Raw genomic sequence first — 18416 nt, 5'->3', positions numbered from 1 at the left:
GCTTTTACCGTATAATAATTCCAGTTTTAAGCCCATTCGATCGAGGAATCATGAGTATCACGTTGTCTAATCGCGTAAAAGCCGTCAAACCGTCACCGACGCTCGCCATCACCGCCCGCGCTGCCGCCATGCGCGCCGCCGGCAAGGACATTATCGGCCTAGGCGCCGGCGAACCGGATTTCGACACGCCCGATCATATCAAGGCCGCAGCGGTCAAAGCGCTGGATCAAGGCTTTACAAAATATACCGCCGTGGACGGCATCCCCGGCCTAAAGAAAGCCGTCCAACAAAAATTTAAAAACGACAACGGCCTGGATTACGAGCTCAATCAGATTCTGGTTTCCAGCGGCGGCAAACAAAGCTTTTACAATCTGGCCCAAGCCTTTTTGAATCCGGGTGACGAAGTCATCATCCCCGCACCTTACTGGGTTTCGTACCCGGACATGGTATTGTTGGCCGACGGCGTACCGGTCGTTATCGAAGCGGGCCAATCGCAGCATTTCAAGATCGCGCCCGAACAATTGCGCGCCGCAATTACCGATAAAACCCGTTTGTTCGTGATCAACAGCCCGTCCAATCCGACAGGGGTGGCGTATAGCCTGGACGAATTAAAAGCCTTGGGCGAAGTGCTGCAAGATTATCCCGAGATTTTGATCGCCACGGACGATATGTACGAACATATCCTGTGGAACAAGGGCGAATTCGTCAATATTCTGAACGCGCGTCCGGATTTTTACGACAGAACCATCGTATTGAACGGCGTTTCCAAAGCCTATTCGATGACCGGCTGGCGTATCGGTTATTGCGCCGGACCTGCGGAATTGATCAAGGCAATGAGCATCATTCAGTCGCAAAGCACCTCGAATCCGACCTCGATCTCACAGGTCGCGGCCGAAACCGCTCTAACCGGCGATCAAAGCTGCATAGACACCATGATGGTCGAATTTAAGAAACGCCATGACTTTGTCGTAAACGAACTCAACAGCATAGACGGTATCGAATGTCTGCCCACCGACGGTACTTTCTACGTGTTTCCCAATGTAGACAAACTCATACAAAAATTGGACGGCGTAGAGGACGATTTGCAGTTCGCGGAATTCTTAATCGAAAAAGCCGGCGTGGCGTTGGTGCCGGGTTCGGCGTTCGGCTGCCCGGGCCATATCCGGATTTCGATCGCCACCAGCATGGCCAATCTCGAAAACGCCCTGAATAGAATTAAGCAGGCCATATAGCCCGTCTAGGGATTTGGCCAAAAACAACTTCCCGTTTTGTTGGTGCGCACCCTGGGGCATACCGAATGAGGAACGCCGTGAACCCTTCCATGAGGGCTTGACGGCAGCGTCCTTGCTGCCGACATCCTCACTCGCTACGTCCCCAGTGACTATGGCCATATCGGGAAGTTATTTTGGACGATATCCTAAACTCTCGATCACTCAGACATAACAATCGCCGCCGCGGAAAATTAATTCGCCGCGGCGGCGATTCAGCTTCGTTCAGTACAACCATTCGAAACATGGCTTCAGGGGTCAAGCTTCCGTCGTCACCCGCAACACTTCCTCTAAGGTAGTGACGCCCTGTATAGCCTTGCCAACGCCATCGTCGTACATGGTTTGCATGCCCTCATTGATCGCTTGCCGCTGTATCACATGCGCCTCCTCGTGCTTAATGACCTGTTTGCGTATGGTTTCCGACATAGCCAAAAACTCGATAATCGCGAGCCGGCCCTTATAACCGATGCCGTTACAAGCCGCGCAACCGACGGGTTTAGATAACCGGATTTCCCCTTCCGGCTGCCAGCGGCGTAGCTGCAATTCGTCGATCAGGGTTTCGGACGCGGGATAGGCTTGTTTGCAGGCCGGACAAAGTCTTCTGACCAAACGTTGTGCCAGGATGCCGTTGATCGTGGAACTAAGCAAATACTCCTCCAATCCCATATCCTGCAAGCGCGTGATGCCGGCCGCCGCGTCGTTGGTATGCAGCGTGGACAATACCAAATGGCCGGTCAGGGCGGATTGCACGGCGATCCGGGCGGTTTCCAAGTCCCGCATCTCCCCTATCATGATCACATCCGGATCTTGCCTAACGATGGAGCGTAATGCCGAAGCGAAGGTCAGGCCGATTTGCGGTTTGGCCTGAATCTGGTTGATGCCTTCCAACTGATATTCGACCGGGTCCTCGACCGTGATGATCTTGCGCTCGGAGGTATTCAAGGTTTTCAGCGCCGCATACAAGGTGGTGGATTTGCCGCTGCCGGTAGGGCCGGTAATCAAGATAATCCCATGAGGCATTGCCAGCACATTCATGAAGTTTTCGGCCTGTTTGCCGACGAAACCCAGCGTCGCGAAGTCGAGCACCGCATTTTCCTTGTCCAGCAAGCGGATAACGACGCTCTCGCCGTACAAGGTCGGCACGGTCGAAACCCTGAGATCCAGTTCCTTACCTATCATTTGCAGCTTGATGCGTCCATCCTGCGGCAAGCGTCGTTCCGCGATGTTCAGTTTCGCCATGATTTTGATTCGAGACAATACCGCCGCGGTCGACGCCACCGGCGGCGAATCGATATCTTGCAATACACCGTCGATGCGCAGCCTCACCTTTAAACTTTGCTCGAAGGGTTCGATATGCACGTCGGAGGCGCGGCTTTCGACGGCTTTTTGCAGAATGAAATTGACCATACGGATAATCGGTGCTTCGCTGGCCAAGTCTTTCAGATGCTCCAGATCTTCGTTGTCTTCGTGCTCGACTGTTAATCCGTCCATCAGTTTGTCCAACTGCGACTTGCCTTCGCCGTATTGCATCTCCAGCGCCGCATCGATTTCGGAAAGCTGCCCGACATGCAACCTGATTCGTTTGCCGGTTGCGAGGCCGAGCGCCCGGCGTAAATAATCGTCTTCAGGATCCATCACGCCCACGTCCAGATAATCGTCGTCCGCCTGAATCCCCACGGAATGATGCTGCTTCAAGAATCGCAGCGACACATCGTCTTGCAAAGGCGATTGCGGCGGATAATTCTCCGGACGCAGGCGGTCCAGGCCATGGGTTTGCGTAAAAGTATCCGCCACGTCGGCATCGGAACACAAACCGAGCTTGATCAGCATGTAAGGCAAGGAGTCGTCCTGCGACGTCTTCTGCATGCGCCGCGCTTTTGCCAAATCGGTATCCGACAATTTGCCGTTGCGTTTCAACTGGCTCAAAAACTCGGTATATTTTTCCGCTGTTGTGCTGCTGGTTTCCATGATAGCCATTCTTTAGAAAATTCGATAAAGCCGCCCAAAACGACGTTGCCCGCTTACAAAGGCCGATTATAGCGGCACAATTCAGCAACGCCCCAAAAATCGCTAATGGCGCGCCCGTGCAATTTTTCGATCACCCACAGGAGATGCCCCGACATTCGCTCAGGGTCTGTAGTAATATTCCGACAACGTTATTAAGGAGTGACACATGCCCGCCGATATTCTGCTGACAGTCGTTGGCACCGCCATCGTTCAATCGATTTTCGGCGCCGGTGTATTGCTATTCGGCACGCCGATCCTATTACTGCTAGGTTACGAATTTATCGACGCGCTGTTGATATTGTTGCCGATTTCACTCGCCATCAACGGCATGCAAATCGCCAAGGATTCCGGCCACATCGACCGCGCTTTCTACCGGAAAATCATCCGACTGACATTGCCGCCAATAGCGCTCCTTCTGTTTCTGGTCACCCATATGCGCATCAACATCGGTTTGCTGATCGGTGTATTTTTATTGCTTATCGCGCTCAAATCCTTTCTGCCGGCGGCAGAACGCCTGATCGAAAATTTGATGAAATACGAGAACGGCTATTTCGCGCTGATGGGGGTCATTCATGGGCTTAGCAACTTGGGCGGTTCGCTGCTTACCGCCGCGGTGCATCAAAAAAGTTATCCGAAAAACGTCGCCAGAGTGACGGTAGCGGCCTCATATGCCACTTTCGCCATAGTGCAATTAGTCACATTGTATTGGTTTAACCGGCAGCGGATCGACATGTCCTATTACGACGAAATCATCTATGTCGCGCTCGCGACCCTGGTGTTCGAAATGGCCGACGACATGTTATTTCTGCATATCGACCAGAAAAAGTATCAGCGTTTGTTTTCATTGTTTTTAGCCTTTTCCGGACTGCTGTTAATCGGTAAAGGCCTTTAACAGGCGAAAAACGGCACGGATATTCTCAGCTAATCCGGTCCCGAAAACGGATGTAATCGGTTCCTGTGGTTTATGCGGGCCGCTACAACTATGTGTCTAAAGTTGAGTTAAACTGCAAACCATATTGGGATTGGATAGATCATAAAAATGCGCACAGACTCCATACATCGGAATCTAATATTCCGCTTATTCGTCACTTCGATTCTATTGTCTTCGACGATAGGCTACCTAACTTATCTGAACCAAAACCGGCAGCTAGGAGACCGAATCGCGGAACGGGCGCAGTTGGCTCTGGAAATTCTCAAACTGGAAACCAAACGACTCTTGGAAGCCGACATCGGTAGTATTAACGAATTGCCGGTGCAACAAGCCCTGGACAACTTAATCAAGGAAATACCCCAATCGAAGAATGGTCGATACGCCTTCATCATAATACACGATAGCAACCGGCGTGAATTGGCCCGATATGTAGCGCCCGATATTGCATTTGCTCCGCAATTGGCGCAAGCACTGCTGGAGCGCGGATTGAAATTTCCTTCAGCCGGTGCCGAATTTGGCGCATTCCTACACATATCGGGTACTCCCGATCTTCCGATAGCGATGGTCGTTACCGACAAGCAGAGCAAGCCCATAGCCTATGCCAACGGGGTTTACGTTCTTTCGTCCAAAGCCCAGTCGGATCTGTATTGGTCGGTGTTTCGCGCCGTTGCGGTCGCCATCGGCATCGTGCTGATCACGACCATTTTGATTTATCCGGTCATCCGCGGGCTTACTACGAAGCTTACGAATTTAGCCATGCACCTGTTGGATGCCAATGTCGACACCATCAAAACGTTGGGCAGCGCGATTGCCAAACGCGATAGCGATACCGACGCACATAATTACCGTGTAACGGTATACGCCGTGCATATGGCGGAGGCTTTAGGTCTCGATGCCAAAACCATACGTACGCTGATTAAAGGGGCATTCCTGCATGATGTCGGTAAGATCGGCATACGCGACTACATCCTGCATAAACCCGGCCGACTGAATGACGACGAATTTTCTATCATGCAACGCCATGTGGAACACGGTCTCGATATCCTGCAAAAAGCGATCTGGCTGGAAGATGCGGCTGAAGTGGTTGGAAATCATCATGAGAAATACGACGGCAGCGGTTATCCCGGCGGTTTGCGCGGCGATGCCATCCCTTTGACCGCGCGGATTTTCGCGATTGTCGACGTATTCGACGCCTTGACATCCGAGCGCCCGTACAAAAAGCCCTTTCCATTGATAGATACGTTGGGAATATTGCGCCGCGCCGCTGGAAGCCACTTCGATCCCGAGTTAATTGGCCAATTCGAGCGATTAGCACCAAGCTTATACGAGCGCTTCGCAACGCGGGACCAGGAAGCGCGCAAGGAACTCGAACTGATTATAAGGCGGTATTACCAAGGCGATTTAGGCGAAATCATGGTTGACGTGCCGCTGAGCTCGTGAGACTCCAGGAAAAGGCTTAATTAAAACGAACGGCCCGGCGCTTGGCTCCCCAGTCGCCCGGTTGAGAATCAAATACCCCGGCGCACGCCGTACCGCAAAAGCGGCAGTTTCCTTTCTTATCCAGATTCCAGTCGGACAATTCATACCAATCGCGGCCGATCAGCAGTTCGCCGCAATGATGACAATAGGTGCTTTCCGCAACCTTTTCATGCACATTGCCGACATAGGCATACCTCACACCATTTTTAAGTGCGATAGAACGCGCCAGTAATAAAGTAGATGTCGGCGTATGCGGTTTATCCATCATCTTCCAATCCGGATGAAACGCCGTGAAATGCATGGGCACATCGGGTCCGAGTTTTTCCACTACCCATTGGGTCATGGCCTCCAGCTCGGCCACAGAATCGTTTTCTCCCGGAATGATCAATGTCGTGGTTTCAAACCAAACTTTGGTCTCATGCTTCAGGTACAACAAGGTTTCTAATACCGGCTGCAAATGGCCGCCGGTGATCTTATGGTAAAAGTCTTCGCTAAAAGCCTTTAGGTCGACATTAGCCGCATCCATCCAGCGGTAGAACTCGGCCCTTGGTTCGGCACAAACATAACCTGCAGTAACGGCGACCGATTTCAAACCCAATTCGCGGCATGCTTGCGCGGTATCTATGGCATATTCGTGGAAAACCACGGGATCGTTGTACGTATAAGCCACACTGCTGCAGCCCTGTTCCTTGGCGGCTTTTGCTATAGCGTCGGGCGACGCTTTACTCATCAAGGTATCCATCTCCCGCGACTTGCTTATATCCCAGTTTTGGCAAAATTTACACGCCAGATTACATCCGGCCGTGCCGAAGGAAAGAACCGGCGTGCCCGGCAAAAAGTGGTTCAAAGGCTTCTTCTCGATCGGGTCAATCGCAAAACCGCTAGAACGACCATAGCTCGTCATGACGATTTGATTATGCAAATTTTGTCTAACGAAACACAGACCCCGCTGCCCTTCATGCAATTTACAAAAACGCGGACAGACATCGCACTGTATACGGCCGTCGTCCAACCGGTGCCAGTAACGGGTGGCAACCGTATCGGGGGAAATAAATGTAGTCATATTCGTTCTCCTGCGGCTGACATTGAACGACGCCGAATCGAACGGCAGTTTGCTTCAGCCGGCGTTGCTATTAAGAGAAGTCATGCATGAAAAACGTTCCAAGTTTTTTGGAATGATTGTTGTAATATATAACAAGCCAGAATCAGCCGATATTTTTACACTGCCTATCTTGCCCAATGGGGGTAGATGTCATGAATAGAGAGCCCGCCGTTGCAGGGGCCTTTTACCCTGCCAATTCCTCTTCGCTAAGTCATATGATGGCCGATTTTCTGCGTGAAATACCATATTGCAAAAAAGCGCCGAAAGCCATCATAGCGCCTCACGCCGGCTACATCTATTCCGGTCCGATCGCCGCTAGCGCATACGCCCGTCTCGAATCGGCCCGCGACACGATAAACCGCGTCGTCTTAATCGGCCCTTCCCACCGCGTTTATTTTGAAGGCCTCGCCGTAAGTCGCGCGGATAGTTTCTCGACACCGCTAGGGGAAATCGAACTTGACAAACAAGCCATCGAATCTTTGCGAGACTTACCTTTTGTCGGCTATCTTGAACAGGCTCATACGCTGGAACATAGCCTGGAAGTGCATTTACCGTTTTTACAACAAATGCTTAGCCGCTTCAAATTGGTGCCCATCGTTGCCGGTGACGCCAGCGCCGAACAAGTCGGCCAAATCATCGAAACGCTGTGGGGCGGAGACGAAACCTTAATCGTCGTGAGCTCCGATCTAAGTCATTATCACGATTATGCAAGCGCTCAACGCCTGGACAAACGAACCAGCGAAATGATCGAGCATTTGGACTATCACAACTTGTCATCCGAACATGCTTGCGGCAAAGTACCAATCAGCGGTTTGCTAAAAGTTTTGAAGGAAAAGGCTTTAAGCATAAAGACGGTCGATTTAAGAAATTCCGGCGATACCGCGGGCGACAAACACCGAGTTGTGGGATACGGTGCTTATGTCGTTGACTGACTCGGATAAAAACATGCTGATCCGGCTCGCCAGGGACTCCATTACCTACGGATTAGAAACCGGAAAACCGTTAAAAGTCGAATTGCACGATTATCCACCTGAATTGACAATCGACCGAGCCAGTTTCGTTACGCTGGAACGCCGCGGCCGGTTGCGCGGATGCATCGGCATGCTGGAAGCGGTTCGTCCTTTAGTCGAGGATATCGCCGAAAATGCTTTTTCAGCCGCTTTTCGCGACCCGCGTTTTCCGCCGCTTTCTTCCGGCGAACTGACGGATTTAGATATACACATATCGATCCTTAGCCCGGCAGAACCGATGATATTTAGCTCTGAAAAAGACCTGATCTCTAAAATTCGCCCCGGCCTAGATGGATTGATTCTACGGGAAGGCTATCGCCGAGGAACTTTTTTGCCGTCGGTTTGGGAGCAATTACCTGAAACAAAACAATTTTTACGCCATTTGAAGCAAAAGGCCGGATTAGCACCCGACTACTGGTCGGACGCGATAAAAATATCCCGTTACACGACGGAAACGTTTTCCTAAAGCGCACTCTAAAAACGCTATGTTTCGTCAGAAGCATAGATCACGCCTTGTTTGCCTACCGTTACGACCTCTATAATAGGCCCGTTTTTACAGCCTTAGTCTGATTAAGCGCTTTTGGAAAAGCGTAAAACAATTTCTCCCAAAAAAATTCATGACTACTAACGATACATTCAAACCATCCGACCTCGTCATTTACGGCGCTTTAGGCGACCTCTCTAAACGCAAGCTATTGATTTCCCTTTACCGCTTGGACAAACATAATCTGCTTGAGCCGGACACGCGCATCATCGGGGTCGATCGTCTCGACGAAACCAACGACAGCTTTATTGATATAAGCTACAAAAGTTTACAATCATTCTTAAACAACGTCATTGCCGAAGATGTTTGGCAACGCTTTTCCAAACGTTTGTCTTATTTGAAAATCGATTTGACTCAACCCGAGCAATACAAACAGCTGAATGCTGTAGTCGATTCCGAAAAACGGGTGATGGTGAACTATTTTGCGGTATCGCCATTGTTGTTTAAAAATATCTGCCACGGCTTACAAGGCTGCGGTGTTCTGACGCGCGAATCCCGTATGGTCATGGAAAAGCCCATAGGGCATGACTTGAAGTCGTCGCACGAAATCAATGAAGTGGTCGCCAGCGTATTTAACGAGGATCAAGTCTACCGCATCGATCATTACTTAGGTAAGGAAACCGTTTTAAATCTGCTGGCACTGCGTTTCGCTAACTCACTGTTCTATACCAGCTGGAAGCACGAAACCATCGATTCAATTCAAATCACCGTCGGCGAAGATATCGGCATCGAAGGCCGTTGGGATTATTTCGACAAAACCGGACAACTACGGGATATGCTGCAAAACCACTTGTTGCAAATTCTGACCTTCGTCACGATGGAGCCGCCTGCTAATTTATCCGCCGAAGCCATTCGGATGGAGAAAATCAAACTGCTGAAAGCCTTACGGCCGATTACCTATTTGAATGTCGAGGAAAAAACCGTGCGCGGACAATACACGGCGGGCTATATCAGCGGCCAACCCGTGCCCGGTTATCTGGAAGAAGAAGGCGCTAACACCGAAAGCACCACCGAAAGTTTCGTCGCTGTTCGCGTGGACATTGATAACTGGCGCTGGTCCGGGGTACCGATTTACATGCGTACCGGCAAACGTATGCCCAACAAACGCACTGAAATCGTGGTCAATTTCCGAAATCTGCCCCACAATATTTTTAGGGATAGCTTTCAGAACTTGCCGGCCAATAAATTGATCATACACCTGCAACCGAATGAAGGCGTGGATGTCATGATGTTAAACAAGGTTCCCGGTATTGACGGCAACATCAAACTGCAACAAACCAAACTGGATTTGAGCTTTTCGGAAACCTTCAAGAATAACCGTATCTTCGGCGGTTATGAAAAACTTATACTAGAAGCCTTACGCGGCAATCCGACGCTGTTCCTTAGCCGCGAAGAAATCGAGCAAGCCTGGACCTGGGTTGATTCAATCCAAGAGGCTTGGAAACATAACCATACTCCGCCAAAACCTTATCCGGCCGGAAGCTGGGGGCCAGTGGCATCGGTTGCGTTATTGGCGCGCGACGGACGCGCTTGGGAAGAATAATAATCCACATCCTTATTGAGAGAATAACGATTATGGTAAAAGAATTCTTTTTTGAACAGCATCATCACTTGTTTACTGCATTAGCAGCCGAATGTCAGGATGTCTTGTCGGAAGCCATCAGCAAATACGGCGTGGCAACCTTGCTGGTATCAGGGGGGAATACGCCCGCTCCGCTTTACGAAGCGTTATCGAAAACCGAATTGAACTGGAAAAAGATCAAAATAGCCTTGGTTGACGAACGCTGGGTATCACCGGACCATAGCGCTAGCAATGAAGCCCTGATTAAGCGTACTTTGTTAATCAATAACGCCAGGGCCGCGGAATTTATCGGCATGAAAACTTCGGCTAGAACGGCAAAATCGGGGCAAAGCGAAACCGAGGAAAATTATCGAAAATTGCCGCAGCCCTTCAGCCTTGCGATCGTAGGAATGGGACCCGATGGGCACACGGCGTCTCTATTCCCTCACGCTCGCGGCCTGACCGATGCGTTGAAACCGGATTACGATCAACTGACTGCCGCCATCACAGCCATTCAAAGCAGCGTAACCGGCCCTAACACCGAACGAATCACATTGACGCTGTCCGCACTGTTAAGAACGGAACGTATCGTCATCTTATTTACCGGCGAAGATAAATTAGCGGTATTCGGCGCCGCGCAAAAAGAAGGCCCTGTTGAAGATATGCCTATTCGGGCCTTGCTGCATCAGGATCAAGTACCCGTCGAATTATATTGGGCACCATAGCAAATCGGGACGCGCCGACCGGTTGTGAACTGGACATGATTGGCTAGTCCATAACCGGCAATTTTGGTACGCTTCAGCACCGTTTAAGCGAAAAGCGCCATCCTATCCATATTTAAGATCAGGTCACTTTATGAAATCTGACTCAACCGCTTCACCCCGTAATCTGCAATTGGATTTCTTTCGAGGCCTGGCCTTAATGATCATTTTCATTAACCATATGCCGGGGAATCCTTGGTTCGCCTACACGCCGTCGCGCCTCGGTTTAAGCGATTCGGCGGAAACCTTCGTATTTTTATCCGGCTTTGCCGCCGCCATCGCTTTTGGCCGTACGTTTTCCACGTCAGGAATTGCTTTGGGTTCGATACGCGTATTATATCGTTGCGGCCAAATTTATATTGCCCATGTGGTTTTATTCATAATGATGGCTAGCTTGTTTTTGGGCATGAACCACCTTAGCTTTGCCAATGTTCAATGGCAGCTCGATAACCTCAACTATTTTTTCGATCATACGCCCGAAGCGTTACTGGCCCTGATCAGCCTGCAATACGTACCCAATTTCATCGACATTTTACCGATGTATTTTGTGATCATGCTTTGGCTACCGATAGTCTGGACTCTCTCGCGTATTCATGTTGGATTGGCTTTAGCGTTTTCATTATCGCTTTACATGGGCGCAAGCATTTACGGCTGGGAGTTGACGGCCGATCCATTGAGCGGCCGCCCCTGGTATTTCAACCCTTTTTGTTGGCAATTGGTTTTTTTCACCGGATTTGCGTTAAGCAGCGGCTGGTTGCCGATCCCACGCCCCCATCGTGGATTGATCATACTGTGCCTTATCTACGCTGTATTTTGCTATCCATTAGAAAACCGATTCGGCTACAGCCGTTTGCCATGGTTTGCCGCTTTCCGCGAGGACTGGAAGCCTTTGCTTAGTAAAGGCCATGAAGGCATTCTTCGCTATCTGCATTTTCTTGCGATGGCGTACTTGGTAAATAGCTTTATGTATGCCCGCCAGCATTGGTTACAATCAAAACCGGCTGGTCTAATCATAAGAATGGGGCAGCAATCCTTACCCGTTTTCATGTTCGGCACCTGCCTTTCTTGTGTAGGCGGCATGTTGTTGGACGGCACCCAAGCAGATTTAATCGATAGCCTATGGATTAATCTTGCAGGTTTAGGCTTAATGGTGACACTAGCTAACTTTCTAAACTGGTTAGACAAGAAACCGTGGAAAAATCCCGTTGCATTGCGTGAAACCAGCCATGATTGGGCTACACAAGCGGCACTAGCCTGTAGTTTGATTGTCATAACAATCACACCTATGGCCTTGTTACAAACGCAGACGCAGCAAACCGAGACGCCGATGATCGTCGCTATCGCGCCCGAAGCGGTCACTACGCCACCCGACATCGCTGTACTGGAAACCGACGGAGCGACGGATCAAGATTCAGTGGATACTTTTTCCATCTCAAGCGCCCCTTAACATCCTTTTCATTGTCCTGTACAGACATAATCCGGAGACATCTTTAATGCATCCTGTAGTAGAAACAGTCACACAACAAATCATCGAACGCAGCCGTGAGACCCGCACCGCCTATCTGTCTCGGGTCGATGCGACCATCACCCAGGGACCGCAACGAGGCAGACTACCCTGCGGCAACTTGGCTCATGGCTTTGCCGTTTGTTCCGCCGTCGAAAAAGACGAACTATCCCATGCTGAAAAAGCGAACGTCGGCATCATTTCCGCTTATAACGACATGCTGTCCGCCCATGAACCGTATAAAGACTTTCCAATCTTGATCAAACAAGCCGTACGTGAAGCCGGCGGCGTTGCCCAGTTCGCCGGCGGTGTACCTGCAATGTGCGATGGTGTTACTCAAGGGATGCCGGGAATGGAACTGTCGCTGTTCAGCCGCGACGTGATTGCCTTATCAACCGCGATCGGCTTAAGCCACAATATGTTCGACGCGGCCTTGTATTTGGGCGTTTGCGACAAAATCGTGCCCGGCCTTTTGATCGGTGCTTTGAGTTTCGGCCATTTGCCTGCCGTTTTCGTTCCAGCCGGTCCGATGACCAGCGGCATTTCAAACAAGGAAAAATCGCGCGCAAGGCAGAAATTCGCCGACGGCAAAATTACCGAAAAAGAGCTGTTGGAATCGGAATCCAAGTCTTATCACAGCCCCGGCACTTGCACCTTTTACGGGACTGCGAACAGTAATCAAATGATGGTCGAAATCATGGGTCTGCACTTGCCAGGCAGTTCTTTCGTCAATCCTTACACGCCGTTGCGTGACGAATTGACCAAAGTCGCCGCCAAGCAGGTCTTGAAATTTACCGCCCAAGGCAGTGACTTCCGGCCGATTGCTCATGTCATTGACGAAAAAGCCATCGTCAATGCCATTATCGGCCTTTTGGCAACCGGCGGCTCAACCAATCACACCATTCATTTGATCGCCATTGCCCGCGCCGCCGGCATCATTATTAATTGGGACGACTTCGATGCTCTGTCCAAAGTCATCCCACTGCTAACCAAGATTTATCCGAACGGCCCGGCCGATGTCAACCAATTCCAAGCGGCCGGCGGTATGAGTTTGTTAATCCGACAGCTGCTGGAGCATGGCTTGCTACATGGCGACATTCTGACGATCGGGGACCAACGCGGCATGACGCAGTATAGCCGCGTACCGACCCTGACCGACGGCGGATTGAGCTGGCAAGCAGGCCCTGCAGAATCGCTGGACCCGGAAGTAATCAGCACTGTGGAGCGGCCGTTCGCCGCTGGCGGCGGCTTGCATGTGATGCACGGCAACCTTGGTCGCGGCGTCTCGAAAATTTCCGCGGTCGCCGAAAAACATCAGATCGTCACCGCGCCTGCGATGGTTTTTGATGATCAACTGGATGTGGTCCAAGCTTTCAAACGCGGTGAATTGGAAAAGGATGTCGTTGTTGTATTGCGATTCCAGGGTCCGAAAGCCAACGGCATGCCCGAGCTGCATAAACTAACCCCGATACTGGGTCTGCAACAGGACAAAGGCTTCCAAGTCGCGCTGATCACCGATGGCCGCATGTCCGGAGCTTCCGGCAAGGTACCTTCTGCGATTCACATGTGGCCCGAGTGCATGGATGGCGGACCATTGGCAAAAGTGCGCGACGGCGATATCATCGCTCTGAACACGCAAACAGGCGAAGTCAACGTCCAGGTAGAACCGGCTGAATTTGCAGCGCGCGTACCGGCGGCGAATAGCGCCACAGGCCACCATTTCGGTTTCGGGCGCGAGTTGTTCGGCGCGTTCCGTGCCGGCGCTTCCACAGCGGAAACCGGTGCGACCAATCTGTTTTTCGTCGATTAAATAATCAGAAACGTAGTTTGGGTTTACCTGAAGCGCAGCGTAACCCAAACTGAGGTCTACCATTGTTGGGTTACGCTGCGCTTACCCAACCTAGCCACACCAGAGATAAAAACAATGACCGTATCAGTAAATGAAGTCATCAACACGTCACCGGTAATGCCGGTCATGGTAATAAATCACGTCGAGCACGCCGTACCCTTGGCCAATGCTCTGGTAGCAGGCGGCTTAAAAGTGTTGGAAATCACCCTTCGTACACCAGCCGCTTTGGAATGCATCCGCCGTATCAAGGGAGAGGTACCCGATGCGATCGTCGGCGCCGGCACCATAATCAACACTCAAAGTCTGCATCAGGCCATCGACGCCGGAGCCCAATTCATCGTCAGCCCCGGCATGACGCCTAGTTTAATGGATGCCGCATTAACCTGCGGAGTGCCAGTCCTACCTGGCGTCGTCACACCAAGCGAAGTTATGCGTTTACTGGAAAAAGGCGTTACCGCGATGAAGTTCTTCCCGGCGGAGGCCGCAGGCGGCATTCCGATGCTAAAATCTATCGGTGGACCTTTGCCGCAAGTGACTTTTTGCCCAACCGGCGGGGTTAATCCTAATAACGCGCCTGAATATCTGGCTCTAAGCAACGTCGCTTGCGTCGGTGGCTCTTGGATGGCGCCGGCAGACTTGGTAGATGCCGGCAATTGGACGGAAATTACCCGGCGCGCTTCCGAAGCAGCCTTATTAAAAAAATAGCGGTCGAGCTTTCTGAAATAGCAGCCCCTCGAAGCGAGCGGCTGCTGTTGCGCCGAATCACTCGATTCCTAAATGTTCCGCTATAGACGAATATCTAAGTTTAAACAACAGTTAATGACCGAATACAAGCCAAAGACATCCCTATCGGATTATATTCGTTTCTACCTGCTAATTTGAAGTTTGGAGAGCTTTTATGACGAAAAAAGCAAATAATCGCTTCAGTTCCCTAACAATCGTCGTACATTGGCTGATGTTCCTATTGATAGTAGCGCTGTACGCGTCTATAGAATTACGGAGCCTGTTTCCCAAAGGCTCTGACCCTCGCGAATTGATGAAAGCAGTACATTTCATGTTGGGGCTTACTGTGTTTCTGCTGCTTGTACCGCGATTAGCGGCTCGTTTCGCCGGAACGAGGCCCGCCATTACACCCGAACCACCAGCTTGGCAATATAGCGCAACTAAATTTACTCACTTGGCTCTTTATTTATTCATGTTCGCCATGCCCTTGCTCGGCTGGCTCATGCTCAGCGCGGCTGGGAAACCAATCCCATTTTTCGGCCTGCAGCTACCAGCTCTAATCGATAAAAACAAGGAAATAGCCAAGCTCTTCAAAGAACTCCACGAAACGATTGGTGAGCTGGGTTATTACCTGATTGGTTTGCACATATCGGCTGCACTCTATCATCACTACTGGCAACGCGATAACACCGTGATTCGCATGTTCCCGCCAATCAAACCGATAGCCGAGGCATCGGAGCGTACCTGACATTTTTACTCAGTAATTTTCCGCATCGTGTAAAATCGGGCCACGAACAGCAAGTACGGTAAGAACTATGAAAGCAAATATCGGTTTGATCGGTTTGGCGGTAATGGGCCAAAACTTGGTATTAAACATGAGCGACCACGGATTCAAAGTTGCAGTTTTTAACCGCACAACCAGCAAAGTCGACGAATTTCTGCAAGGTCCCGCCAATAACACTCAAGTGGTCGGCACATATTCGCTGCAAGAACTGATCGACAATCTGGAAACGCCGCGAATAGTCATGTTGATGGTCAAAGCCGGTACCGTAGTCGATCACTATATTGAGAATCTGATTCCGCTGCTATCACCCGGTGACATCATCATAGACGGCGGGAACTCGCTGTTTACCGATACCAATCGGCGCACGGCTTATCTAGCCGAAAAAGGTTTATTGTATATCGGCACCGGCGTGTCGGGCGGCGAGGAAGGCGCCCGCCACGGTCCTTCAATCATGCCCGGTGGCAATAAAGCCGCCTGGCCGGCGGTCAAGCCGATATTCCAAGCCATCAGCGCCCATGTTAACGGCGACCCATGTTGCGAATGGGTAGGCGATAACGGTGCAGGCCATTACGTAAAAATGGTGCATAACGGCATCGAATATGGGGACATGCAGTTAATCTGTGAGGCTTACCAGTTGCTGAAAGACGGCTTGGGTATGAATACCGACGAAATGCAGACCATTTTCGCCGAATGGAATAAAGGCGAACTGAGTTCCTATCTTATTGAGATCACTGCCAACATTCTGGCCTACAAAGACAAAAACGGCCAACCCTTGCTGGACAACATTTTAGATACTGCCGGCCAAAAAGGCACAGGTAAGTGGACCGGCATTAATGCATTGGATTTGGGAATACCGTTAACATTGATCGGCGAATCGGTCTTTGCCCGCTGTTTGTCGGCACAAAAAGAAGAGCGAGTCAGGGCTTCTAAAGTGTTACCCGTCAAACCGGTCATTCCATTCAACGGCGACAAAAAGGGCATGGTCGACGCGGTCCGTCACGCCTTGTACGCATCCAAAATTATTTCTTATGCACAAGGTTTCCGTCTGATGCGAGAAGCGTCTAAAGAATATAATCTGGATTTGAACTACGGCGAAATCGCATTGATGTGGCGCGGCGGCTGCATCATCCGTAGCCAATTCCTGAATGACATTAAACAGGCTTACGACCAAGTTCCGAATTTGGAAAATCTGTTGTTAGCAGATTACTTTGTCGACGCAATGACAAAAGCCGAAGCAGGTTGGCGTCAGGCAGTCATTCTTGGTATTCAATTAGGCATCCCTACTCCGGCATTCTCTTCGGCCCTTGCCTATTACGACGGTTACCGCAGCGAAAGATTGCCGGCGAATCTGTTACAGGCTCAACGGGACTATTTTGGCGCACATACTTACGAACGCATTGATAAACCGCGAGGCGAATTCTACCATACCGATTGGACCGGACATGGCGGCAAGACCGCATCGACCACATACACGGTTTAACGATAAAAGCATCAGCGTCTTATAAGTAATTGCCGTCTGAATGAAAATTCAACTGACAATAAGCATTCCACGGAAGGAAATACGCCAACATTTTTCAATCTCATAATTCGCCCAACTATACAGCGGGAAATCAGCTGGTTGAATGCTGAGTTTGGTCGGCACTCTGCCACCAAACTTTAAATAACCAGCAGCCGCGAACATCACCGGATTAGGACCGAACCGAAGCTTGTTGTTCCAACCCACCGAGAGCTCGCGTTTACCTTCTTCGCAAACTCCACAATGCCACAATATATAATTCACCAAGCCGGAACGCTTTTTTCGCATTAGATATAACCGCTTTTGCCTACTGAGTAACGATTTCTACGACTCTGAGCAATTGGCAGCGAGTTTTCTAACAAATAAAATAAGTGCTTTTTTCGGAATGAAGCCAGTAATAATCCCGCATAACGTCATAGCACACCTGACCAAAGCCACTATCACGCAAAATTTGGTCGCCATAACTTGAACGCAGATAATTATCGATGTATGATTTGTATGGGGAGAGAGAATTTTTTTAACAACTCAAGGTAACGAATTATGATTAACATCAAAAAGATTCTTGCTCGAGCGACAGTTGTGCTGCTTGCGTACTCGCCGTATAGCAGCGCATCTATAGCGGGCTTGCCCGGAATTTTTCCGCCGGGTGATCCTAATTTTACGAATGGCGCTAACGTCCAATTGTTCGATCTTGTCGGCAGCGGAAGTTATTTGTTAGCTGCCAGTAATGGAAACGCCCCCATCACGTTCAATGACAGCGCTAATAACATTAGCGTCTCATCTTCACCAGAACATCCTGCAAATTTTTTGTTAACGGCTCAATTTTACAGCGATGGCACATACATTCCGAATAGCGGTACGGTTAGAATTTCCGGAGAGATTCCTTTTTTCTACGGCGACACAGTTATACCCGGCGTGTATATAAGTGGGGACTTGTTAACGGCACAGCTGGATAAGTTTGTCTTTGACGCGGATACGCTCGGCTTTTCTACCACCATGTTAAGTGGCTTTAGCACAATCTTCGGCACCAAAGAAAGCGTATATCTGTCGGCTGCGGGCTTAGGAAGTACTCTCGGATTTGTAAGCGGATCGTTGGTCGAAATGACCGATCCCATGTCCGTTAGCGCGATTACCACGGTACCGATTCCGGGCGCGGGATGGCTGCTTGGCTCTGCCCTGGGCGTCTTTACGTTAGTACGTCGAAATAAGCTGAATACGCTGGGCGCTTAGTTGCTTTCTATCGACACGTCAATCTCAATTTTTACGCTAGAGGTGGCAGTCATCAACTGTCGCCTCTTTTCTTGAACAGGATATTAATCCCTTTCATTGACGCCTAGTTCTAGTCATCTAAAAACAACCTGCGTGATCTCCCAGGAG

At 50.3% G+C, this 18416-nt stretch carries 16 protein-coding genes; 13 read left to right on the top strand and 3 right to left on the bottom strand.

Features of this window, described 5'->3' with window-relative positions; genetic code table 11:
• Window positions 1-50 precede the first annotated feature (50 nt).
• Window positions 51-1232 (top strand): pyridoxal phosphate-dependent aminotransferase, encoded by a 1182-nt coding sequence (locus tag ACW73I_RS13370; protein ID WP_458029883.1) that lies wholly within the window; start codon window positions 51-53, stop codon window positions 1230-1232.
• Between the two features lie 294 nt (window positions 1233-1526).
• On the opposite strand, the gene gspE is transcribed toward ACW73I_RS13370, so the two are convergent.
• Window positions 1527-3236: a type II secretion system ATPase GspE gene (gspE, locus tag ACW73I_RS13365; RefSeq protein ID WP_458029882.1), complete on the bottom strand. Its 1710-nt coding sequence runs from the start codon at window positions 3234-3236 to the stop codon at window positions 1527-1529.
• 205 nt (window positions 3237-3441) lie between these two features.
• On the opposite strand from gspE, the gene ACW73I_RS13360 reads away from it, so the two are divergent.
• Both ACW73I_RS13360 and ACW73I_RS13355 read left to right on the top strand, forming a co-directional pair.
• Entirely contained in the window at window positions 3442-4167 is a 726-nt protein-coding gene (locus ACW73I_RS13360; RefSeq protein WP_458029881.1) for a hypothetical protein, read from the top strand.
• Between the two features lie 147 nt (window positions 4168-4314).
• A complete protein-coding gene (locus ACW73I_RS13355; RefSeq protein WP_458029880.1) occupies window positions 4315-5646 on the top strand; it encodes an HD-GYP domain-containing protein in 1332 nt (443 codons plus the stop codon).
• Window positions 5647-5662: 16 nt separating this feature from the next.
• On the opposite strand, the gene amrS is transcribed toward ACW73I_RS13355, so the two are convergent.
• The gene (gene amrS / locus ACW73I_RS13350) at window positions 5663-6748 is read right to left on the bottom strand and encodes an AmmeMemoRadiSam system radical SAM enzyme (protein ID WP_458029879.1); all 1086 of its coding nucleotides are present in this window, start codon (window positions 6746-6748) and stop codon (window positions 5663-5665) included.
• 191 nt (window positions 6749-6939) lie between these two features.
• Between amrS and amrB the strand changes: the two genes are divergently transcribed.
• From amrB to gnd, 9 genes are all read left to right on the top strand, one after another.
• Entirely contained in the window at window positions 6940-7719 is a 780-nt protein-coding gene (gene amrB, locus ACW73I_RS13345) for an AmmeMemoRadiSam system protein B (protein WP_458029878.1), read from the top strand.
• Window positions 7706-8263, top strand: coding sequence for an AmmeMemoRadiSam system protein A (gene amrA / locus ACW73I_RS13340; protein WP_458029877.1), 558 nt, complete (start codon window positions 7706-7708; stop codon window positions 8261-8263). The genes amrB and amrA overlap by 14 nt, the downstream gene beginning before the upstream one ends.
• A 151-nt stretch (window positions 8264-8414) precedes the next feature.
• Window positions 8415-9884 (top strand): glucose-6-phosphate dehydrogenase, encoded by a 1470-nt coding sequence (zwf, locus tag ACW73I_RS13335; protein WP_458029876.1) that lies wholly within the window; start codon window positions 8415-8417, stop codon window positions 9882-9884.
• A gap of 32 nt (window positions 9885-9916) precedes the next feature.
• Window positions 9917-10627 (top strand): 6-phosphogluconolactonase, encoded by a 711-nt coding sequence (gene pgl / locus ACW73I_RS13330; RefSeq protein WP_458029875.1) that lies wholly within the window; start codon window positions 9917-9919, stop codon window positions 10625-10627.
• A 130-nt stretch (window positions 10628-10757) separates the two neighbouring features.
• Window positions 10758-12110 carry an OpgC family protein gene (locus ACW73I_RS13325; protein ID WP_458029874.1) on the top strand — a complete coding sequence of 451 codons (1353 nt, stop codon included), beginning with the start codon at window positions 10758-10760 and terminating at the stop codon, window positions 12108-12110.
• A 46-nt stretch (window positions 12111-12156) separates the two neighbouring features.
• Window positions 12157-13977, top strand: coding sequence for a phosphogluconate dehydratase (gene edd, locus ACW73I_RS13320; RefSeq protein ID WP_458029873.1), 1821 nt, complete (start codon window positions 12157-12159; stop codon window positions 13975-13977).
• A 114-nt stretch (window positions 13978-14091) separates the two neighbouring features.
• Window positions 14092-14721, top strand: a complete 630-nt coding sequence (locus tag ACW73I_RS13315; protein WP_458029872.1) for a bifunctional 4-hydroxy-2-oxoglutarate aldolase/2-dehydro-3-deoxy-phosphogluconate aldolase — start codon at window positions 14092-14094, stop codon at window positions 14719-14721.
• Between the two features lie 193 nt (window positions 14722-14914).
• A complete protein-coding gene (locus ACW73I_RS13310) occupies window positions 14915-15487 on the top strand; it encodes a cytochrome b (RefSeq protein ID WP_458029871.1) in 573 nt (190 codons plus the stop codon).
• A 67-nt stretch (window positions 15488-15554) separates the two neighbouring features.
• Entirely contained in the window at window positions 15555-17003 is a 1449-nt protein-coding gene (gnd, locus tag ACW73I_RS13305) for a decarboxylating NADP(+)-dependent phosphogluconate dehydrogenase (protein ID WP_458029870.1), read from the top strand.
• 48 nt (window positions 17004-17051) lie between these two features.
• Here the strand turns inward: gnd and ACW73I_RS13300 are convergent, their stop codons facing one another.
• A complete protein-coding gene (locus ACW73I_RS13300; protein WP_458029869.1) occupies window positions 17052-17327 on the bottom strand; it encodes a hypothetical protein in 276 nt (91 codons plus the stop codon).
• Between the two features lie 252 nt (window positions 17328-17579).
• On the opposite strand from ACW73I_RS13300, the gene ACW73I_RS13295 reads away from it, so the two are divergent.
• Window positions 17580-18269 carry a hypothetical protein gene (locus tag ACW73I_RS13295; protein ID WP_458029868.1) on the top strand — a complete coding sequence of 230 codons (690 nt, stop codon included), beginning with the start codon at window positions 17580-17582 and terminating at the stop codon, window positions 18267-18269.
• The last annotated feature ends 147 nt before the right edge of the window (window positions 18270-18416 follow it).

Source organism: Methylomonas sp. MgM2 (assembly GCF_054172045.1).
This window is presented reverse-complemented; position numbering and strand designations above follow the sequence as displayed.

What these genes read in the sequence shown, in the direction of transcription:
- amrB (WP_458029878.1), top strand. Translation starts at nt 6,940, where the DNA reads ATGAATAGAGAGCCCGCCGTTGCAGGGGCCTTTTACCCTGCCAATTCC.
- gspE (WP_458029882.1), bottom strand. Translation starts at nt 3,236, where the DNA reads ATGGAAACCAGCAGCACAACAGCGGAAAAATATACCGAGTTTTTGAGC.
- ACW73I_RS13295 (WP_458029868.1), top strand. Translation starts at nt 17,580, where the DNA reads ATGATTAACATCAAAAAGATTCTTGCTCGAGCGACAGTTGTGCTGCTT.
- amrA (WP_458029877.1), top strand. Translation starts at nt 7,706, where the DNA reads ATGTCGTTGACTGACTCGGATAAAAACATGCTGATCCGGCTCGCCAGG.
- ACW73I_RS13370 (WP_458029883.1), top strand. Translation starts at nt 51, where the DNA reads ATGAGTATCACGTTGTCTAATCGCGTAAAAGCCGTCAAACCGTCACCG.
- ACW73I_RS13325 (WP_458029874.1), top strand. Translation starts at nt 10,758, where the DNA reads ATGAAATCTGACTCAACCGCTTCACCCCGTAATCTGCAATTGGATTTC.
- edd (WP_458029873.1), top strand. Translation starts at nt 12,157, where the DNA reads ATGCATCCTGTAGTAGAAACAGTCACACAACAAATCATCGAACGCAGC.
- ACW73I_RS13360 (WP_458029881.1), top strand. Translation starts at nt 3,442, where the DNA reads ATGCCCGCCGATATTCTGCTGACAGTCGTTGGCACCGCCATCGTTCAA.
- ACW73I_RS13310 (WP_458029871.1), top strand. Translation starts at nt 14,915, where the DNA reads ATGACGAAAAAAGCAAATAATCGCTTCAGTTCCCTAACAATCGTCGTA.
- zwf (WP_458029876.1), top strand. Translation starts at nt 8,415, where the DNA reads ATGACTACTAACGATACATTCAAACCATCCGACCTCGTCATTTACGGC.
- ACW73I_RS13300 (WP_458029869.1), bottom strand. Translation starts at nt 17,327, where the DNA reads ATGCGAAAAAAGCGTTCCGGCTTGGTGAATTATATATTGTGGCATTGT.
- ACW73I_RS13355 (WP_458029880.1), top strand. Translation starts at nt 4,315, where the DNA reads ATGCGCACAGACTCCATACATCGGAATCTAATATTCCGCTTATTCGTC.
- amrS (WP_458029879.1), bottom strand. Translation starts at nt 6,748, where the DNA reads ATGACTACATTTATTTCCCCCGATACGGTTGCCACCCGTTACTGGCAC.
- pgl (WP_458029875.1), top strand. Translation starts at nt 9,917, where the DNA reads ATGGTAAAAGAATTCTTTTTTGAACAGCATCATCACTTGTTTACTGCA.
- gnd (WP_458029870.1), top strand. Translation starts at nt 15,555, where the DNA reads ATGAAAGCAAATATCGGTTTGATCGGTTTGGCGGTAATGGGCCAAAAC.
- ACW73I_RS13315 (WP_458029872.1), top strand. Translation starts at nt 14,092, where the DNA reads ATGACCGTATCAGTAAATGAAGTCATCAACACGTCACCGGTAATGCCG.